At 72.5% G+C, this 13,879-nt stretch carries 10 protein-coding genes; 3 read left to right on the top strand and 7 right to left on the bottom strand.

From position 1 onward, the window contains the following. Nucleotides 1-82: 82 nt before the first annotated feature. Complete coding sequence (locus tag LNW72_RS17155; protein WP_250976225.1) at nt 83-2,647, bottom strand: FtsX-like permease family protein; 2,565 nt, start codon at nt 2,645-2,647, stop codon at nt 83-85. After that, nucleotides 2,644-3,435: an ABC transporter ATP-binding protein gene (locus LNW72_RS17160; RefSeq protein WP_138356083.1), complete on the bottom strand. Its 792-nt coding sequence runs from the start codon at nt 3,433-3,435 to the stop codon at nt 2,644-2,646. Before LNW72_RS17160 ends, LNW72_RS17155 begins: the two co-directional genes overlap by 4 nt. A gap of 363 nt (nt 3,436-3,798) precedes the next feature. Between LNW72_RS17160 and LNW72_RS17165 the strand changes: the two genes are divergently transcribed. Beyond that, nucleotides 3,799-5,340: an MFS transporter gene (locus LNW72_RS17165; protein WP_374117284.1), complete on the top strand. Its 1,542-nt coding sequence runs from the start codon at nt 3,799-3,801 to the stop codon at nt 5,338-5,340. 27 nt (nt 5,341-5,367) lie between these two features. Here LNW72_RS17165 and LNW72_RS17170 read toward each other — a convergent pair whose 3' ends face one another. From LNW72_RS17170 to LNW72_RS17185, 4 genes are all read right to left on the bottom strand, one after another. Continuing rightward, the gene (locus LNW72_RS17170) at nt 5,368-6,288 is read right to left on the bottom strand and encodes a cellulose-binding protein (protein ID WP_250976226.1); all 921 of its coding nucleotides are present in this window, start codon (nt 6,286-6,288) and stop codon (nt 5,368-5,370) included. 185 nt (nt 6,289-6,473) lie between these two features. Further along, nucleotides 6,474-9,074: an SUKH-4 family immunity protein gene (locus tag LNW72_RS17175; protein WP_250976227.1), complete on the bottom strand. Its 2,601-nt coding sequence runs from the start codon at nt 9,072-9,074 to the stop codon at nt 6,474-6,476. An 8-nt stretch (nt 9,075-9,082) separates the two neighbouring features. Then, on the bottom strand, nt 9,083-10,108 hold the full coding sequence (locus LNW72_RS17180; RefSeq protein WP_250976228.1) for an SMI1/KNR4 family protein: 1,026 nt from the start codon (nt 10,106-10,108) through the stop codon (nt 9,083-9,085). A 79-nt stretch (nt 10,109-10,187) separates the two neighbouring features. Then, nucleotides 10,188-10,985: a sensor domain-containing protein gene (locus tag LNW72_RS17185; protein ID WP_250976229.1), complete on the bottom strand. Its 798-nt coding sequence runs from the start codon at nt 10,983-10,985 to the stop codon at nt 10,188-10,190. Nucleotides 10,986-11,238: 253 nt separating this feature from the next. Between LNW72_RS17185 and LNW72_RS17190 the strand changes: the two genes are divergently transcribed. Next, nucleotides 11,239-11,739, top strand: coding sequence for a YwqJ-related putative deaminase (locus tag LNW72_RS17190; RefSeq protein ID WP_250976230.1), 501 nt, complete (start codon nt 11,239-11,241; stop codon nt 11,737-11,739). Between the two features lie 59 nt (nt 11,740-11,798). Further along, nucleotides 11,799-12,290 (top strand): SUKH-3 domain-containing protein, encoded by a 492-nt coding sequence (locus tag LNW72_RS17195; RefSeq protein ID WP_250980193.1) that lies wholly within the window; start codon nt 11,799-11,801, stop codon nt 12,288-12,290. Nucleotides 12,291-12,358: 68 nt separating this feature from the next. On the opposite strand, the gene LNW72_RS17200 is transcribed toward LNW72_RS17195, so the two are convergent. Continuing rightward, nucleotides 12,359-13,759, bottom strand: a complete 1,401-nt coding sequence (locus tag LNW72_RS17200) for a histidine kinase (protein WP_250976231.1) — start codon at nt 13,757-13,759, stop codon at nt 12,359-12,361. Nucleotides 13,760-13,879 lie beyond the last annotated feature (120 nt).

Raw genomic sequence — 13,879 nt, forward strand, 5'->3', positions numbered from 1 at the left:
CATCACGAACGACGACAAACGGCGGCCCCGGAACGCGGGGGGTTGCGTTCCGGGGCCGCCTGGTAGGCAGTGGGGAGACTGCCTAGTCGGTGGCGATGGCGTTGAGCACGTTCATCCGGCCCGCCCGGAAGGCGGGGACCAGCGCGGCCACGAGACCGACGAAGGCCGATCCGATGAAGACGAAGATGATCGTCCCCCACGGGATCTCCAGGACGCCGAGTCCCACCGAGGCCAGCAGCTGCTGGGCCGAGATGCCCCAGCCCATGCCCAGGCCGAGGCCGACGAGGGCGCCGAAGAGGGCGATGACCACGGACTCCAGCCGGACCATCCGGCGCAGCTGGCGCCGGGACATTCCGATGGCGCGCATCAGGCCGATCTCACGGGTCCGCTCGACGACCGACAGGGCCAGCGTGTTCACGACACCGAGGATGGCGACGATGATCGCGAGGCCGAGCAGCCCGTAGATCATGTAGAGCAGCTGGTTGACCTGGCTCTTGATGAGCTCCTTGAAGTCGGACTGATCCCGGACCTTGAGCTGCGGGTAGTCCTTGACCGCTTCCTTGAGGGACGCGGCCGCCTCCTTCGCCTGGCCGTCGGTGGCCTTGGCGAACATGATCTCGTTGAGCGGGAACTTGCCGGCCGGCAGGTACTGCTTCGCCGTGGCGATGTTCATGTACATCGCGCCGTGGTCGATGGTCGTGTCGTCGGACGTGATGACGTTGACCTTGAGCTTCGCGGTCTCACCGCCGATGAAGGCGACCGTCAGCTCGCTGCCGACCTTGATGCCGTGGTCCTTGGCGTAGCCCTCGCCGACCGACATCGCGTTGTCGTTGTAGGCGTCGCCGAGCTTGCCCTGGACGGTCTCGACCCGCAGGTCGTCCGCGTAGCTGGGGCTGGCCGCCGTCAGCTCCTTGGTGGAGGACTGGCCGTCGGGGGTGGTCACCTTGGCGTTGACACCGGCGTAGTCGGTGACGTGCGCCAGGTGGCCGGCCGAGTGGATGGCCTTGGCGAGCGCGGGACTGATCGGCTGCTGGTTGTCGGTCTGCAGGATGAAGTCCGCGCCGACCGACTTGTCGAGCTGGTCGGTGGCCGAGGCCACCATCGAGGAGCCGACCACGGACAGCCCGGCGACCAGGGCGAGCCCGATCATCAGGGCCGAGGCGGTGGCACCCGTACGGCGCGGGTTGCGCAGCGCGTTGCGCTCCGCGAGCCGGCCGACCGGGCCGAAGAACCGGAGTGTTCCGGCGCTGAGGGCGCGGACGATGACCCCGGCGAGCAGCGGGCCGACGATGACGAAGCCGATCAGGGTGAGCAGCACGCCGAGGCCCAGGAACGAGGAGCCTTCGGACGCCTTGGCGGCCTGTCCTGCCGCGACCAGGGCGGCGGCGCCGGCGAGGGTCAGCACGACGCCGATGGAGGCGCGGATCTTGCCGGCCTTGCCGTCGGCGGGGGTGCCCGCGTCCCGCATGGCGGCCATCGGGGAGATCTTGCCGGCCCGCCAGGCCGGCAGCAGGGCGGCCAGCATGGTGACGATGACGCCGATCGACAGCCCGATGATCGGGGTGGCCACCTTGATCGTCAGCTCGGAGGTGTTGAGGTGCATGCCGAGCTTGCCCATGAGCTTCATGAGCAGGACGGCGAGACCGATGCCACCGCCGATGCCGAGGACCGAGCCGACCACGCCGAGCAGCAGTGCCTCGAAGAGCACGGACTGGTTGACCTGCTTGCGGCTGGAGCCGATGGCCCGCATCAGGCCGATCTCGCGGGTGCGCTGGGCGACCAGCATCGAGAAGGTGTTGACGATGAGGAAGATGCCGACGAGCACGGAGACGAAGGCGAAGCCGAGCATCGCGTACTTCATCGGGTTCAGGAACGAACCGATGTCGTTCTTGGCCTCGGCCTTGGACTCGGCGGCGGTCTGGATCTTGTAGCCGGTACCGACGGCGGTGGTGACGTCCTTCTTCAGCTGCTCGTCGGTCACGCCGGTCTTGGCGGTGAGGCCGAAGCCGCTGTAGGAGTCGGTGTCGCCGAGCAGTTTGGACTGCGCGGTGGCGGTGTCGAGGTAGACGATCGCCGCACCGGGGTTGGTGGTCTTGAAGGTGGCGATGCCGACGATCCGGGTGGTGAAGTCACCGGGAGCGGCGATGACACGGAGCGTGTCGCCGATCTTCAGGTCCTTCTTGTCGGCGGTGTCGGCGTCGATCATCGCCTCGGTCGGGCCGCGCGGCAGGTGGCCGGAGGTGACCTCGACCGACTTCTTCTCGCCGTCGTCCCAGTTGGTGGCAAGGGTGGGAGCACCGGAGGTCGGGCCGATGTTCTCGTTCTTGCTGTTGGCGACGGTGATCTTCTCGCTGGTGACCTGGAGGTCGACCTTCTGCACCCCGGGGGTCTGCTGCAGCTTCGCCAGCAGCGCGGCCGGAACGGTCTCCGGCTTGCCGGTCTCCTGGGCGTCGTCGACCTTCTTGGCGCTGACCGAGACGTCCGACGCCGTGGAGGCGAAGAGCTTGTCGAAGGTCGCGGTCATGGTGTCGGTGAAGACGAGCGTGCCGCAGACGAACGCCACCGAAAGGAGCACGGCGACGGCGCTGAGCACCATCCGGCCCTTGTGCGCGACAAAGTTGCGCATCGATGTCTTGAAGACGGTCACGACACCCTCCCACGGGCGTCGAAGGACTTCATGCGCTCGAGAACGGAGTCGGCCGTCGGGTTCGCCATGTCGTCGACGATGCGGCCGTCGGCCAGGTAGATGACGCGGTCCGCGTAGGAGGCGGCGACCGGGTCGTGGGTCACGATGACGATCGTCTGGCCGAGCTCGTCGACCGAGCGGCGCAGGAAGCCCAGCACCTCGGCGCCGGCGCGCGAGTCCAGGTTTCCGGTCGGCTCGTCACCGAAGATGATCTCGGGGCGGGCGGCGAGGGCGCGGGCGACCGCGACACGCTGCTGCTGGCCACCGGAGAGCTGGTTCGGGCGGTGCTTGAGACGCCCGGCCAGACCGACGGTCTCGATGACGCGGTCCAGCCACTCGCGGTCGGGCTTACGGCCCGCGATGTCCATCGGCAGGGTGATGTTCTCCAGCGCGTTGAGCGTCGGGAGCAGGTTGAACGCCTGGAAGATGAAGCCGATCTGGTCCCGGCGGAGCTGGGTGAGCTTCTTGTCCTTCAGCTTGGTGATCTCGGTGTCACCGACCCAGATCTGTCCGCTGGTGACCGAGTCCAGACCCGCCAGGCAGTGCATCAGGGTCGACTTGCCGGAACCGGACGGGCCCATGATCGCGGTGAAGCCGCTGCGGGCGATGTCCACGTCCACCGCGTCCAGCGCGACCACGCGCGTGTCCTCGGTGGTGCCGTACGACTTGGTGACCTGACGTGCACGGGCGGCAACAGCCGAACGCTCTCCGCTGCCCCCGGACTTGGGAATCGTTACAGCCGTTGTCACTGCTATCTCCTGAAATCTCGTGTGATTCGTCGGGCTCCAGCGGAACCTGGTGGTCCCTGTCCCGCGTTATCAGAGTGCTGGTCGGCCTGGGGTCGCGGCGATGGGGCAGGTCTCCCTCTTGCCGGTGGGGTTAGCCCCACCACGTCCCACTGATGACCCTAAGGAGCACCAGGCCCCCCGAACGTCCTCCGCCAGTACGAACATCGAGTAGGCGGAAGTGAGTACTTTCCCCTAAGGGTCGCCGACATCCAACCGTCCGCGGCCTCGGGGTCGATGATCTGCCCTCACCCCACGTGAGGTGCAAGAACCTTCTTCCACCTGCGGCGATGCCTCCGGAACGGGCTGTCGCGACCCTGGTCCCGCATGGAATGGTGCGGTGTACACACACTGCGGTGCACGCCAGGGGAGGGAGCCGCCGTGAGCGGTCCTGTGGAACGTACGGTCCGGTCATCGGCCGCGGCGGAGCCCGCGCGCCCACCCCGGCGCGGCCGGATCGTGGCCGCGCTGATGCTCGCCATGGCGCTCGCCGCGATGGACTCGACGATCATCTCGACGGCCGTCCCGCAGATCGTCGGGGACCTCGGCGGCCTGTCGGTGTTCTCCTGGCTCTTCTCCGGCTATCTGCTGGCCGTGACGGTGACGTTGCCGGTGTACGGCAAGCTCGCCGACACCTTCGGCCGCAAGCCGGTGCTGCTGGCGGGCATCGCGCTCTTCCTGCTCGGCTCACTGCTGTGCGCGGGCGCCTGGAACATGGCGAGCCTGATCGCCTTCCGGATCGTCCAGGGGCTGGGCGGCGGCGCGATCCAGGGCACCGTGCAGACCGTGGCCGCCGATCTGTACGGGCTGAAGGAACGCGGCCGCATACAGGCGGCGCTCTCCACCGTGTGGGCGGTCTCCGCCATCGCGGGACCGCTGGCCGGCGGCTTCCTCGCCGGGTACGGCGACTGGCGCTGGATCTTCCTGATCAACCTGCCGGTCGGCGCGGCCGCCCTCGTCCTCATCCTCCGCCACCTGCACGAGAACATCACCCGCACCCGGCACCGCATCGACTGGCCGGGCGCGGTCGCGCTGTTCCTCGCCGGCGGGCTGCTGCTCCTCGCCCTCGTCCAGGGCGGCATCGCGTGGGACTGGCTGTCCTGGCAGTCCCTCACGCTGTTCGCCGCCAGCGCCGTCTGCACCGCCGGCACGGTGGTGATCGAACGGCGCGCCGCCGAGCCGATCATCCCGGGCTGGGTCTGGCGGCGGCGGGTCATCGTCTCGGTGAACCTGGCGCTCGGCGCGCTCGGGGTGCTCATGATCGCGCCGACGGTCTTCCTGCCGACGTACGCCCAGACGGTCCTGGGGCTGGGGCCGGTCGCCGCCGGGTTCGTGCTGTCCGTGATGACGCTGAGCTGGCCGCTGTCGGCCGCCCTGAGCAGCCGCGTCTATCTGCGGATCGGCTTCCGCAACAGCGCCGTCATCGGCATGAGCTGCGCCACCGCGATCCTCGCCGCGTTCCCGCTGCTGCCGTACGGCGGGCCGGCCTGGCAGCCCGCGCTCATGATGCTGCTGCTCGGCGGCGCGCTCGGGCTCTTCCAACTGCCGCTGATCGTCGGTGTGCAGTCCACGGTGGGGTGGGCGGAGCGGGCCACGACGACCTCGTCGGTGCTCTTCTGCCGCCAGGTCGGCCAGAGCGTGGGCGCGGCGGTCTTCGGCGCCGTCGCCAACCACACGCTGGTCGCCAGGCTGGGCGCGGCGCCGGCTTCGCTGACGCCGCCGGGCGGGGCGGCCGAGCCGGTGCGCCGGGCGGTGGCGGCCGCGGTCGACCACGTCTACGTGGGCGCCGCGGCGGCGGCCGGGGCGGCCGTGCTGGTGCTGCTGTTCGTCGCCCCGCGCCGCTTCCCCGTCCTGACGGACGGGGACTGACCACCCGTCCGTTCGGCAGGACAGGGCCTATTCCGGGGCCGGGCCCGGTTCCGGGACCGAGGGATCGTCGGGCAGCGGTCGGCCGGTGAGGGCCGCGAGGCTGCTGCGGACGTGGGCGAGGTGGGCGCGGATCTCCTCGCCGCGCTCCTCGTGCTCGCGCAGTTCCCGCTCGCTCTCCCGCCGGATGCGCTCCTCCCGCATCCGGGCCTCCGCGAGCAGGGCGGCCGCACGGGCCTCGGCGTCCTCCTGCCCGTGCCGCGCGAACTCCTCGGCCTCCGCGCGCGCCGTCCTGGCGTCCTCGAAGCGGCGCTCCGCGTAGCCGGTCAGCTCGCCGATCCGGCTGTCGACGCCGGCCTCGCGCTCGGCCATCTCGTGCTCGAAGGCGTCCAGCCGCTCGCGCTGTTCCTTGTCGAGATCGGTGAGGGTGCGCGTGGTGTCCTGCCGGGTGGCCTCCAGGGCCTGTTCGGCCTCGCTGCGGACCGGACCGGCCTCGGCCTGCGCTTCCGTGAGGATCTCGCCGGCGCGGCCGCGGGCCAGGTCGAGCACCCGGCCGGCCTGGTCCTCCGCGACGGCGCGCCGCTCGGCGGCGGCGGCCCTGGCCTCGTTCTGGAGGGCGCGGCGGGCGGTCTCCGCGGCGTCCCTGGCGTACTGGATCTCGTTCTCGGCGCGCTCCCTGACCGCCGCGGCCTCTTCCTGGACGAGGCGCAGCAGTTCCTGCGCGCTCGCGCTCAGCGTCTCGTAACTCGCCGGTCCGAGCGCGTCGACGGATTCCCGCAGCGCCTTGGCCTCGGTGTCCATCTCGTTCGCGAGAACAGTGAGCCGGGCGGCCCGCTCCCAGGCCGCGTCGCGGTCCTCGGACAGTTCCTCGAGGAAGCGTTCGACCTGTTCCACCCGGTAGCCGCGCCCGCGAACGGTGTCGAAGCCGTGAGGTGTTGCCGTGCTGCTCATGCGCTGCCCCTCGCCGTCCTTCCGAACCGTACTCTGTAATCCATTTTTGTCGATATGTCCGAATTGTGTATACCGCGACACTCCGACGTACCCCTACCCAACCCATCGCCCGTACATAGCGCGGCGGCCCGGGTCCGGATAATCCGGACCCGGGCCGCCCGGGGATCAGGACACAGCGGGGAGCGTCAGAGCAGGCCGTCCCACATCTGCTCGATCAGTACGGCCCACCAGTTGTCCGGTGAGGCGATCGCGGCCGGGTCCTGCGCCGCGAGCTGCGCCTGGAAGTCGACCGTCCAGCGGCCGGCCTGGTCGGGCGTGAGCCCGATCCGCAGCCGCCACATCCGCCCGAGCAGGGCGAGGCAGCGGGCGAACTCCGGCAGGCTGGAGTTCACGAACTGCGGCGGCACCGGCTGCCCGCCGGGACCCGCTTCGAGCGGCACGGCGACGATGTGCGCGGTCCCGTACTGCACGCACAGCTGGCGCCCGAAGTCATTGCCCATGACCAGGTACGAGCCCGCGTCCGAGGCCGGCTGCACCCCGCGCTCCTGCGCCAGTTCGGCGAGCGTCGGCACCGGGCGGCCCGGCTGGGCCTGCGCCCAGAAGAACGGCCCGAAGTCGACCGGCAGCCCGGCCCACATCAGGGTCTGCGCGACGATGTCCGGCACGCCCTGGCGGGAGACCGCACGCTGGTCGAACCGGAACAGGCCCTGCGGCCCGAACGCCTGCGCCAGCTCGTGGCCGATCCCCTCGAGCGGAATCGGCGGTACCCGCTGGACCTGGTTCGGGTCCGGCATCGGCACCCGCTGCGGCTGCGGCCGTGCCGGCGCCGACGCGACCTGGTGCAGCTCGCCCTGGTGCGTCAGCAGATGCTGGACGCCCTGCTGGCGCGAGGCGTGCTCGCGGCCGTACGGGGCGGTGTGGCTGATCCGCACCTGGGGCCAGGTCTCGCGGATCATCCGGGCGCAGTAGCCGCCCGGCAGATCGCACGCCTCCAGCTCCGTGTGCAGCTCCAGCACCTGCTGCGGCGGCACGTTGAGCGCGCGCAGCTCGTGCAGGATCTGCCACTCCGGGTGCGGAGTGCCCGGCGCCGAGCGCCGGATGAGCTGCTGCTGCGAACCGTCGTGCGCGCGGTAGCTGAGGACGGCCATGTAGCCGGGGCCGACCGTCGGCACACCGGCCGGCGGCTGCGGGTACCCGTAACCGCCGGGGGGCGGCGGGGCCGCGGCGCCGGGCGGCGGTGGCGGCATGCCGGGGCCACCGGGGCCACCGGGGTTCGGGCCGGCGAGCATCGTCGCGGCGTAGTGGGCACCGCCACCGGGCCCGCCGGGGCCGGGCGGAGCCGGCGGAGCGCCGCGGCCACCGCCGGGCACACCGGGCGGAGGCGGCGGACCACCAGGGCCCGCACCACCGATCACCCCGGGAGGCGGCGGACCACCAGGACCGCCGGGAGCACCGGGAGCACCCGGACCACCGACGCCAGGACCCGCGAGCATCGTCGCCGCGTAGTTGACGCCGCCGGAGGAGCCCTGAGCGGGCGGAGCGGGAGGCGGAGCGCCACGGCCACCACCGATCACCCCGGGAGGCGGCGGCGGACCGCCGGGACCACCCGAAGCACCCGGGCCACCGACGCCGGGACCGGCCAGCATCGTCGCCGCGTAGTTCACACCGCCGGACGACGGCGGGCTGCCCGGAGTTCCGGGGGCACCGGGCGCTCCGGGAGCGGCCGGGCCGGGGTCGTTCGGGCCGCGCGCCGGCACCAGCTGCGTCGGCAGGTATCCCCCGCCGCCCGGAGCGCCGGGCGTACCCGGAGTTCCGGGCGCGTGCGGCGCGCTGGGCGGCGGCGGTGCGTCCGGGCTGCGCCGTACGGGTCCCGCGGACGGCACGCTGCCGCGCACCGCCTTCGCGGTCTCCGCGTCGGCGATGTCCGCGGCCGCGCTCCCGGACGTACCGGGGCCGCCGGGTCCGCCCGGGGTCGCGAGACCCGCGGGCGGCGGCAGCGCCACTCCGGGGCCTGACGGCGGCGGCAGACCGGGACCGGCATAGCCGGGGCCCGGGGGCCGGCCGGGCCCGCCGGCGCCGGGCGTCGCGGGTGCGATCGGGAAGCCGGCGGCGCCTTCCGGCGGGGCGATGATCGTCGCGGGCAGCGAGCTGCCCTGCGGCATCAGTTCGGTCTTGGCCTCGGCGCCGGCCATCGGCGGCGGGGTGTGCGCCTCGTCGGAGTCGGAGATCGGCGGGGCGAACACCGTGGCGGGAATGGGGACGGAGACGGAGTCGTCCCCGGCGCTGGTGGTACGGCCGGACCAGGCGCCGGAGGAGATCTCGGCGGACGCCGGGGACGGCACCGGCGCGGGGGCCGGCACGACCGGTGCGTCGGGGGCTCCGGCCGCGGCCGGAGCCGCGCCGGGGCGACGGTCCGGGATGCCCATCTTGTCCGCCGCGTCCTGCAGCCACTGCGGTGGGCTGATCAGGAAGGACGTCGCCTCCAGATCGAGCCGCTGGGGCGGTGTCGGCGGGGCGTCGTTGGGCACCGCGCCGTACTCCTCCTCGTAGCGGCGGATGACCTCGCCGACCGGCAGACCCGGCCACAGCGTGGCCTCTCCGCTGTCCCGCGCGATGACCAGCCGCACCTGTCCGTCATCGCTCGACGGACCGTCCTCGCGGGGCTCGGACCAGGCGACGAAGCCCAGGTCGAACTCCCGCACCCGCACCTCGCGGGCCTGGTACGCCGGGACGTCACCGTTGATCCACCGCTCGGCGCGCTCCTGCGCCTGCGCGAAAGTGACCATTCCCTGCTTCACCCCTCCACCGGGACGGCACTGGCGAAGCCACCGTCCACCATCAGGTTCGCCACTGTCTCCAGCTCCGGCGGATTTCCCGCCAGCCGCAGCAGGAACGCGTCGAGCGAGTCACCGCACGGCAGCAGCAGCTCCGCGACCCGCTCCTGCGGGGACGACCAGTGGTCGCCGTCCCGCGCGTCGTCGTAGGCGCAGAACCAGACCGAACCGGTGCCGTCGCCCTTGACCTTGACCGCGAGCACCCCGCCCTGGACGTACCCGATGGCCAGGTAGTCCTTGGTGAAGTGGTCGCGCAGACATTTGTTGACGTACACGAGGTCGTTGACCGCGGCCTCGTCACGCACCGTGAAGAACGGCTGGTCCAGCAGCAGTCCCAGGTCCGGGTCGAGCGCGACCCCGGCCGGGGCGCAGCCGCCGGCCGCCTTCAGGAACGTGCGGTAGGCGCCGGGGAGCCGGTAGCCCAGCTCCTCCTCGACGTCCAGGACCTGCTGCTCGGTGATCGCCACACCGCTGTGGTGGGGCGTCGCCTTGGGCAGCCCGAAGTGCACCGGGCGGGTCTCCTGGAGCGGGCGCGTGCCGCGCTTGGAGTGGTCGGCGGTCGAGACGGCGAGGCCGCCGTGGTGCCGCAGCAGGGCCTTGACCTCGACGGGGATCAGCTCCAGCCGCCGGGTGCCCGCGACGTGGTGCCAGGTCCAGCCGTGCGGGGTCGCGACGGGCGGCAGGCTGCCCCACAGCTCGTGCCCCGCGGCGTGCATCGCGGCGTTGGCCGACACGTAGTCGGTCAGCCGGAGCTCGTCCACGCCGAAGCCCTCGGGCGGCTCCGCGATCTCCGCCGCCGCCCTCGCGAACGCGGAGAAGTCCGGATAGCCGTCGTCGTCGACCCAGACACCCTGGGGGTGCCGGGCGGCGCGCACCGGGTCCGGGAAGTGCACGACCTGACCGGCGTAGGCCGCGTTCGGTGGCACGGTCCGTCCCCCGGTCCGGGGGCTGGGAGGTGCCCCCAGCCCTGGCCGACCTGTCGTCATGGCGGTTGCCCCCTGCTGCGTCTGGCTGATGAGCACAGCCTATGGGGTGTGGCAAGTTCGGCTTCCGCCCCCGTCCGGGTCAGCCGGCGGCCTCCGCGGCCTTCAGGTTCGCGTCCTGCTTGCGGGCGATGACGAGGGGCGCGTCGCCCGCCTGGCCGGTCCCCTTCACCGACAGATACGTGACGCTGGCGTCGCCGGTGCGCACGACGGTGACCAGTGCCGTGCCGCCCTCCTTGTCGCTGGTGTCCGACATCACGTACGCCACGGCCTCATCGCCGACGGTGACCGCGGGGCCCTTCCGGATCGTGAACGGGATCTTCTTGCCGGTGCCGTCGGTGGCCGTGAAGCCGGTGCACTTGTCCAGCGCCTGCCGGATGTCGGCCACCATCTTCCCGGCCTCACCGGGGGCGTGGCTGGCGAGCAGCAGCTGGGTCAGCTCGACGCCGGCCGGCAGGTTGCCCGGGTCGATCTTGCCGACCGAGGCGCCGACGAACGCCTTGCGCGCGTACTTCGGCCGGGTGCTGGGCGGATCGGCGAGCGGCTGGCACTCGGGCTTGTCGGTCGTCATCACGTCGTCGGGGCTCATCGCCTCGTTCTTCGACGCTTCGATCTTGTAGCCGGGCACTTCGGTGTCCTTGACCAGCGCCGCCCTCAACTGTGCCGCGTTCAGCGGTGCCTTGGCGGCCCCCGTCGAGGACCCGGCCGCAGACGTCGCGGGAGCCGTCGTCGCGCCGTCCTTGCCCTTCCCGTCGCCGCTCCCGCCGTCATCGCCGGAGCAGGCCGCGGCCAGTGCCAGGACGGGCAGCACGGCGGCGGCCGTGACGGCTTGGCGGATACGGACATTGGTGCGAGTGGTGGTGCGGGACCGAGTGCGCATGCGGGCAACTCTCCCTCGTGGACGGAACGTTCCGCCCGCGAATGCGAGCTGCGGCCCATCCTTCCGGCCCATCTGCTGCCCCGTCCAAGCCGTTTCCACTCCGCCGACGATCCGTCACACCACGGTGACATGGGACACACAGGATGTTCCGCACACCGCACCCGACTTCCCCACCTCCTGACACCTTTGGCACTCTGAGTCTTGTAAACGGGGGATCGCCCGCTCCGGCGGGCGGACAGGAGGACGCACCACCATGCAGACAACGGATGCCGCGGACCCGCGGCTCACCTGGAGTGCCATGGGCGCCGACACCGCGGGGCCACCTGTTCTGCGGCACCGGCGGGACGGCATCCTGCCGGCCGTCGCCGCCGCGCTGTCGATCCGCGACGAGGTGCTGACCTGCACCGGGAGCAAGGCCGAGCAGGCGCCGGCGCTGCATCCGATCGTCCAGGACTTCCTCGACACCCTGCCGGTCGCCCAGCGCGAGCGCTTCACCGGACGCTGTCCGGAGCCCGTGCTGCTCTCCCGGTTCCTCTCCGCCGTGGACTCCTCGCGCAGCAAGCGCGCGGCCCGCAAGCCGCTCACGCAGAGTGAGGCCCGTAAGGCATTGCGTGGCGCGCGGCTCACCGCCCGCCGTATACGCGAGGACGGTGACCCCGAGCACGGCTCGTACGCGCCGCCCTGCCGCTCCTGCGCGCCGCTGCTGGCACATTTCGGCGTGCGGCCGGTCGATCCGTCGGCGGAGGCGGCGTGAGCGACCCGAACGCCCTGCGGGACCCGAACAGCGTGAACGGGGTGAACCACGCCGCAGGTATGCCGAGCTCCCCGAGCACCCGGTTCCCGGTCGGTGTGGACGCCGCTCTGCGGTCGGCCGGCTGGCAGCCCGGCCGCTGGGACATCAAGCAGGCCGAGGTGTGGGCGGACGCGCTGCGCGCGCACTCCTCCCCCGCCGGGCACACGCACGCCGTCTCCCCGGCGGCCGTGGAGGCCTGGGCGGAGTTCGGCGGCCTCGCCATACCCGCCACCACCGGCCCCGGCCGGCAGATCGCCCCGACGCCGGTCCTGGTCAACCCGCTGCGCGGGCTCCATCTCGCCAGGACCCTCGCCGACCTCGGCCGGGCGCTGGAGACCGAGGTGTCCCCGCTCGGCGAGGAGATGGGCTCGGGCTCGCTGCTCGCGATCGACGCGAACGGCCATGTCTACGCCATCGACCACACCGGGGACTGGTACCTCGGCGCCGACATCGACAGCGCCCTGACGACCCTGGTCGGCGGCGGCCGGCCGGACCGGCTGACCACCGCCTGACGCCCGCCCGGCACGCCCGCCAGCCCGGGCCTTGGTCGGGCCTTGGTCGGGCCGCCGGGCCCGTCCGCTCAGCCGGCGGCCGGCGGTCCGGTGGGCACCGCGACGACGGGCAGCGCCGGGATCATGGCGGAGACCCGGAAGCCGCCGGCCTCGGTGTGACCCGCCACGAAGCCGCCGCCGAGCGCGGTGACGCGCTCCTTCATCCCGACGAGGCCGTGGCCACCGCTGGGCAGGGCCGCGGCGGGTGAGCCGTCGGACGGGCCGTTCTGGACGCGGACGGCGACCTCGGCGTCCCGGTAGGCGAGCCGGACCTCGGTACTGGCGCCCGGCGCGTGCTTGTGCACGTTGGTCAGGGCCTCCTGGACGACGCGGTACGCGGTCCGCTCGACCTGGTCCTCGCACGACCGGACCGCGCCCTCGACGGTCAGCTCGACCCGCATCCCCGCCGCCCGGGACTCCTCGACGAGCGCCTCCAGCCGGGCGAGGCACGGACCGTCCGGCTGCGGCCCGTCGGCCCGGTGCCCGGTGCCCGCCCCGTCGGACGGTCCGACGGCGGTACGCGCCGCCCCGGAAGCGTTACCGCTGCCCAGCTCCGTGAAGGCGAGGGTGCTTCCGGTGCCCGCCCCGTTCACCACCTGGGCCGTCCGCAGGACGCCCAGCATCTGGCGCAGCTCGTTGAGCGCCTGCCGCCCCATGTCCCCCAGCAGCTCCGCGCTCGCGGACGCCTTCTCCGGGTCCTTCAGGGCGACGGCCTTGAGCGCCGCCGCGTGCACCACCATCAGGCTCACCCGGTGCGCGACCACGTCGTGCATCTCCCGGGCGATCCGGGTCCGCTCGTCGGAACGGGCCCGTTCCGCCCGCTCCGTCGCCTTCTCGGCGAGCAGCGTCAGCTCCCGCTCCAGACCGTCGGCACGTTCCCGCAGGCTCTCCACCAGCCGGCGCCGGGCCCGGACGTACAGCCCGAGCAGCACCGGCGGCGCGGTCAGCCCGAGGGCCATCAGGACCGAGGTGATCACGATGACCGGCATCGGGGTGTTGCTGTCCTGCCGCAGGCTGTCGCGCATCTGGATGAACGCGACGATCATCGTGCCGACCCCGGTCATCCCGGCCAGGGTCGCGGTGATGCGGCGCGGGACCTCGGAGGCCGCCAGCGTGTAGAGGCCGACGATGCCGAGCAGGAAGCCGAGCTGCGCGGGTGTCACCGCGATGGCGATCAGGACGATCGCGATCGGCCAGCGGCGGCGGAACAGCAGCGACGCGCCGACGAGCAGCCCGAAGACGGCGCCGATGCCGGGTTCGATCCCGGTCTTCTCCGCGAAGGACGCGCCTTCGACGAAGCATTCGAGCGCCGACACAGCGGCCAGCGTCGCGTCGAGCACGAGGCTGCGCCGCCTCGGCCACCACCACGGGCCGGGCCGTGCCCGGCCCCCGCCCCTGTCATCCGGTACGTGCGCCCCCGTCGTACTCATACGGTCCAGCCTAGGCCGTGTGCCGTCCGGGCAGGGGTCCGGTGTCCTGGGGCGGCCAGGGGGGCGGCCGTCGGCGCATAGGGGTGTCCGCCAGATGGGCGGGGGCCGTGGCCGGCGGTG

This window comes from Streptomyces sp. RKAG293, assembly GCF_023701745.1.
Taxonomy (GTDB): Bacteria; Actinomycetota; Actinomycetes; order Streptomycetales; family Streptomycetaceae; genus Actinacidiphila.

What these genes read in the sequence shown, in the direction of transcription:
- LNW72_RS17165 (WP_374117284.1), top strand. Translation starts at nt 3,799, where the DNA reads ATGGAATGGTGCGGTGTACACACACTGCGGTGCACGCCAGGGGAGGGA.
- LNW72_RS17170 (WP_250976226.1), bottom strand. Translation starts at nt 6,288, where the DNA reads ATGAGCAGCACGGCAACACCTCACGGCTTCGACACCGTTCGCGGGCGC.
- LNW72_RS17175 (WP_250976227.1), bottom strand. Translation starts at nt 9,074, where the DNA reads ATGGTCACTTTCGCGCAGGCGCAGGAGCGCGCCGAGCGGTGGATCAAC.
- LNW72_RS17180 (WP_250976228.1), bottom strand. Translation starts at nt 10,108, where the DNA reads ATGACGACAGGTCGGCCAGGGCTGGGGGCACCTCCCAGCCCCCGGACC.
- LNW72_RS17185 (WP_250976229.1), bottom strand. Translation starts at nt 10,985, where the DNA reads ATGCGCACTCGGTCCCGCACCACCACTCGCACCAATGTCCGTATCCGC.
- LNW72_RS17190 (WP_250976230.1), top strand. Translation starts at nt 11,239, where the DNA reads ATGCAGACAACGGATGCCGCGGACCCGCGGCTCACCTGGAGTGCCATG.
- LNW72_RS17195 (WP_250980193.1), top strand. Translation starts at nt 11,799, where the DNA reads ATGCCGAGCTCCCCGAGCACCCGGTTCCCGGTCGGTGTGGACGCCGCT.
- LNW72_RS17200 (WP_250976231.1), bottom strand. Translation starts at nt 13,759, where the DNA reads ATGAGTACGACGGGGGCGCACGTACCGGATGACAGGGGCGGGGGCCGG.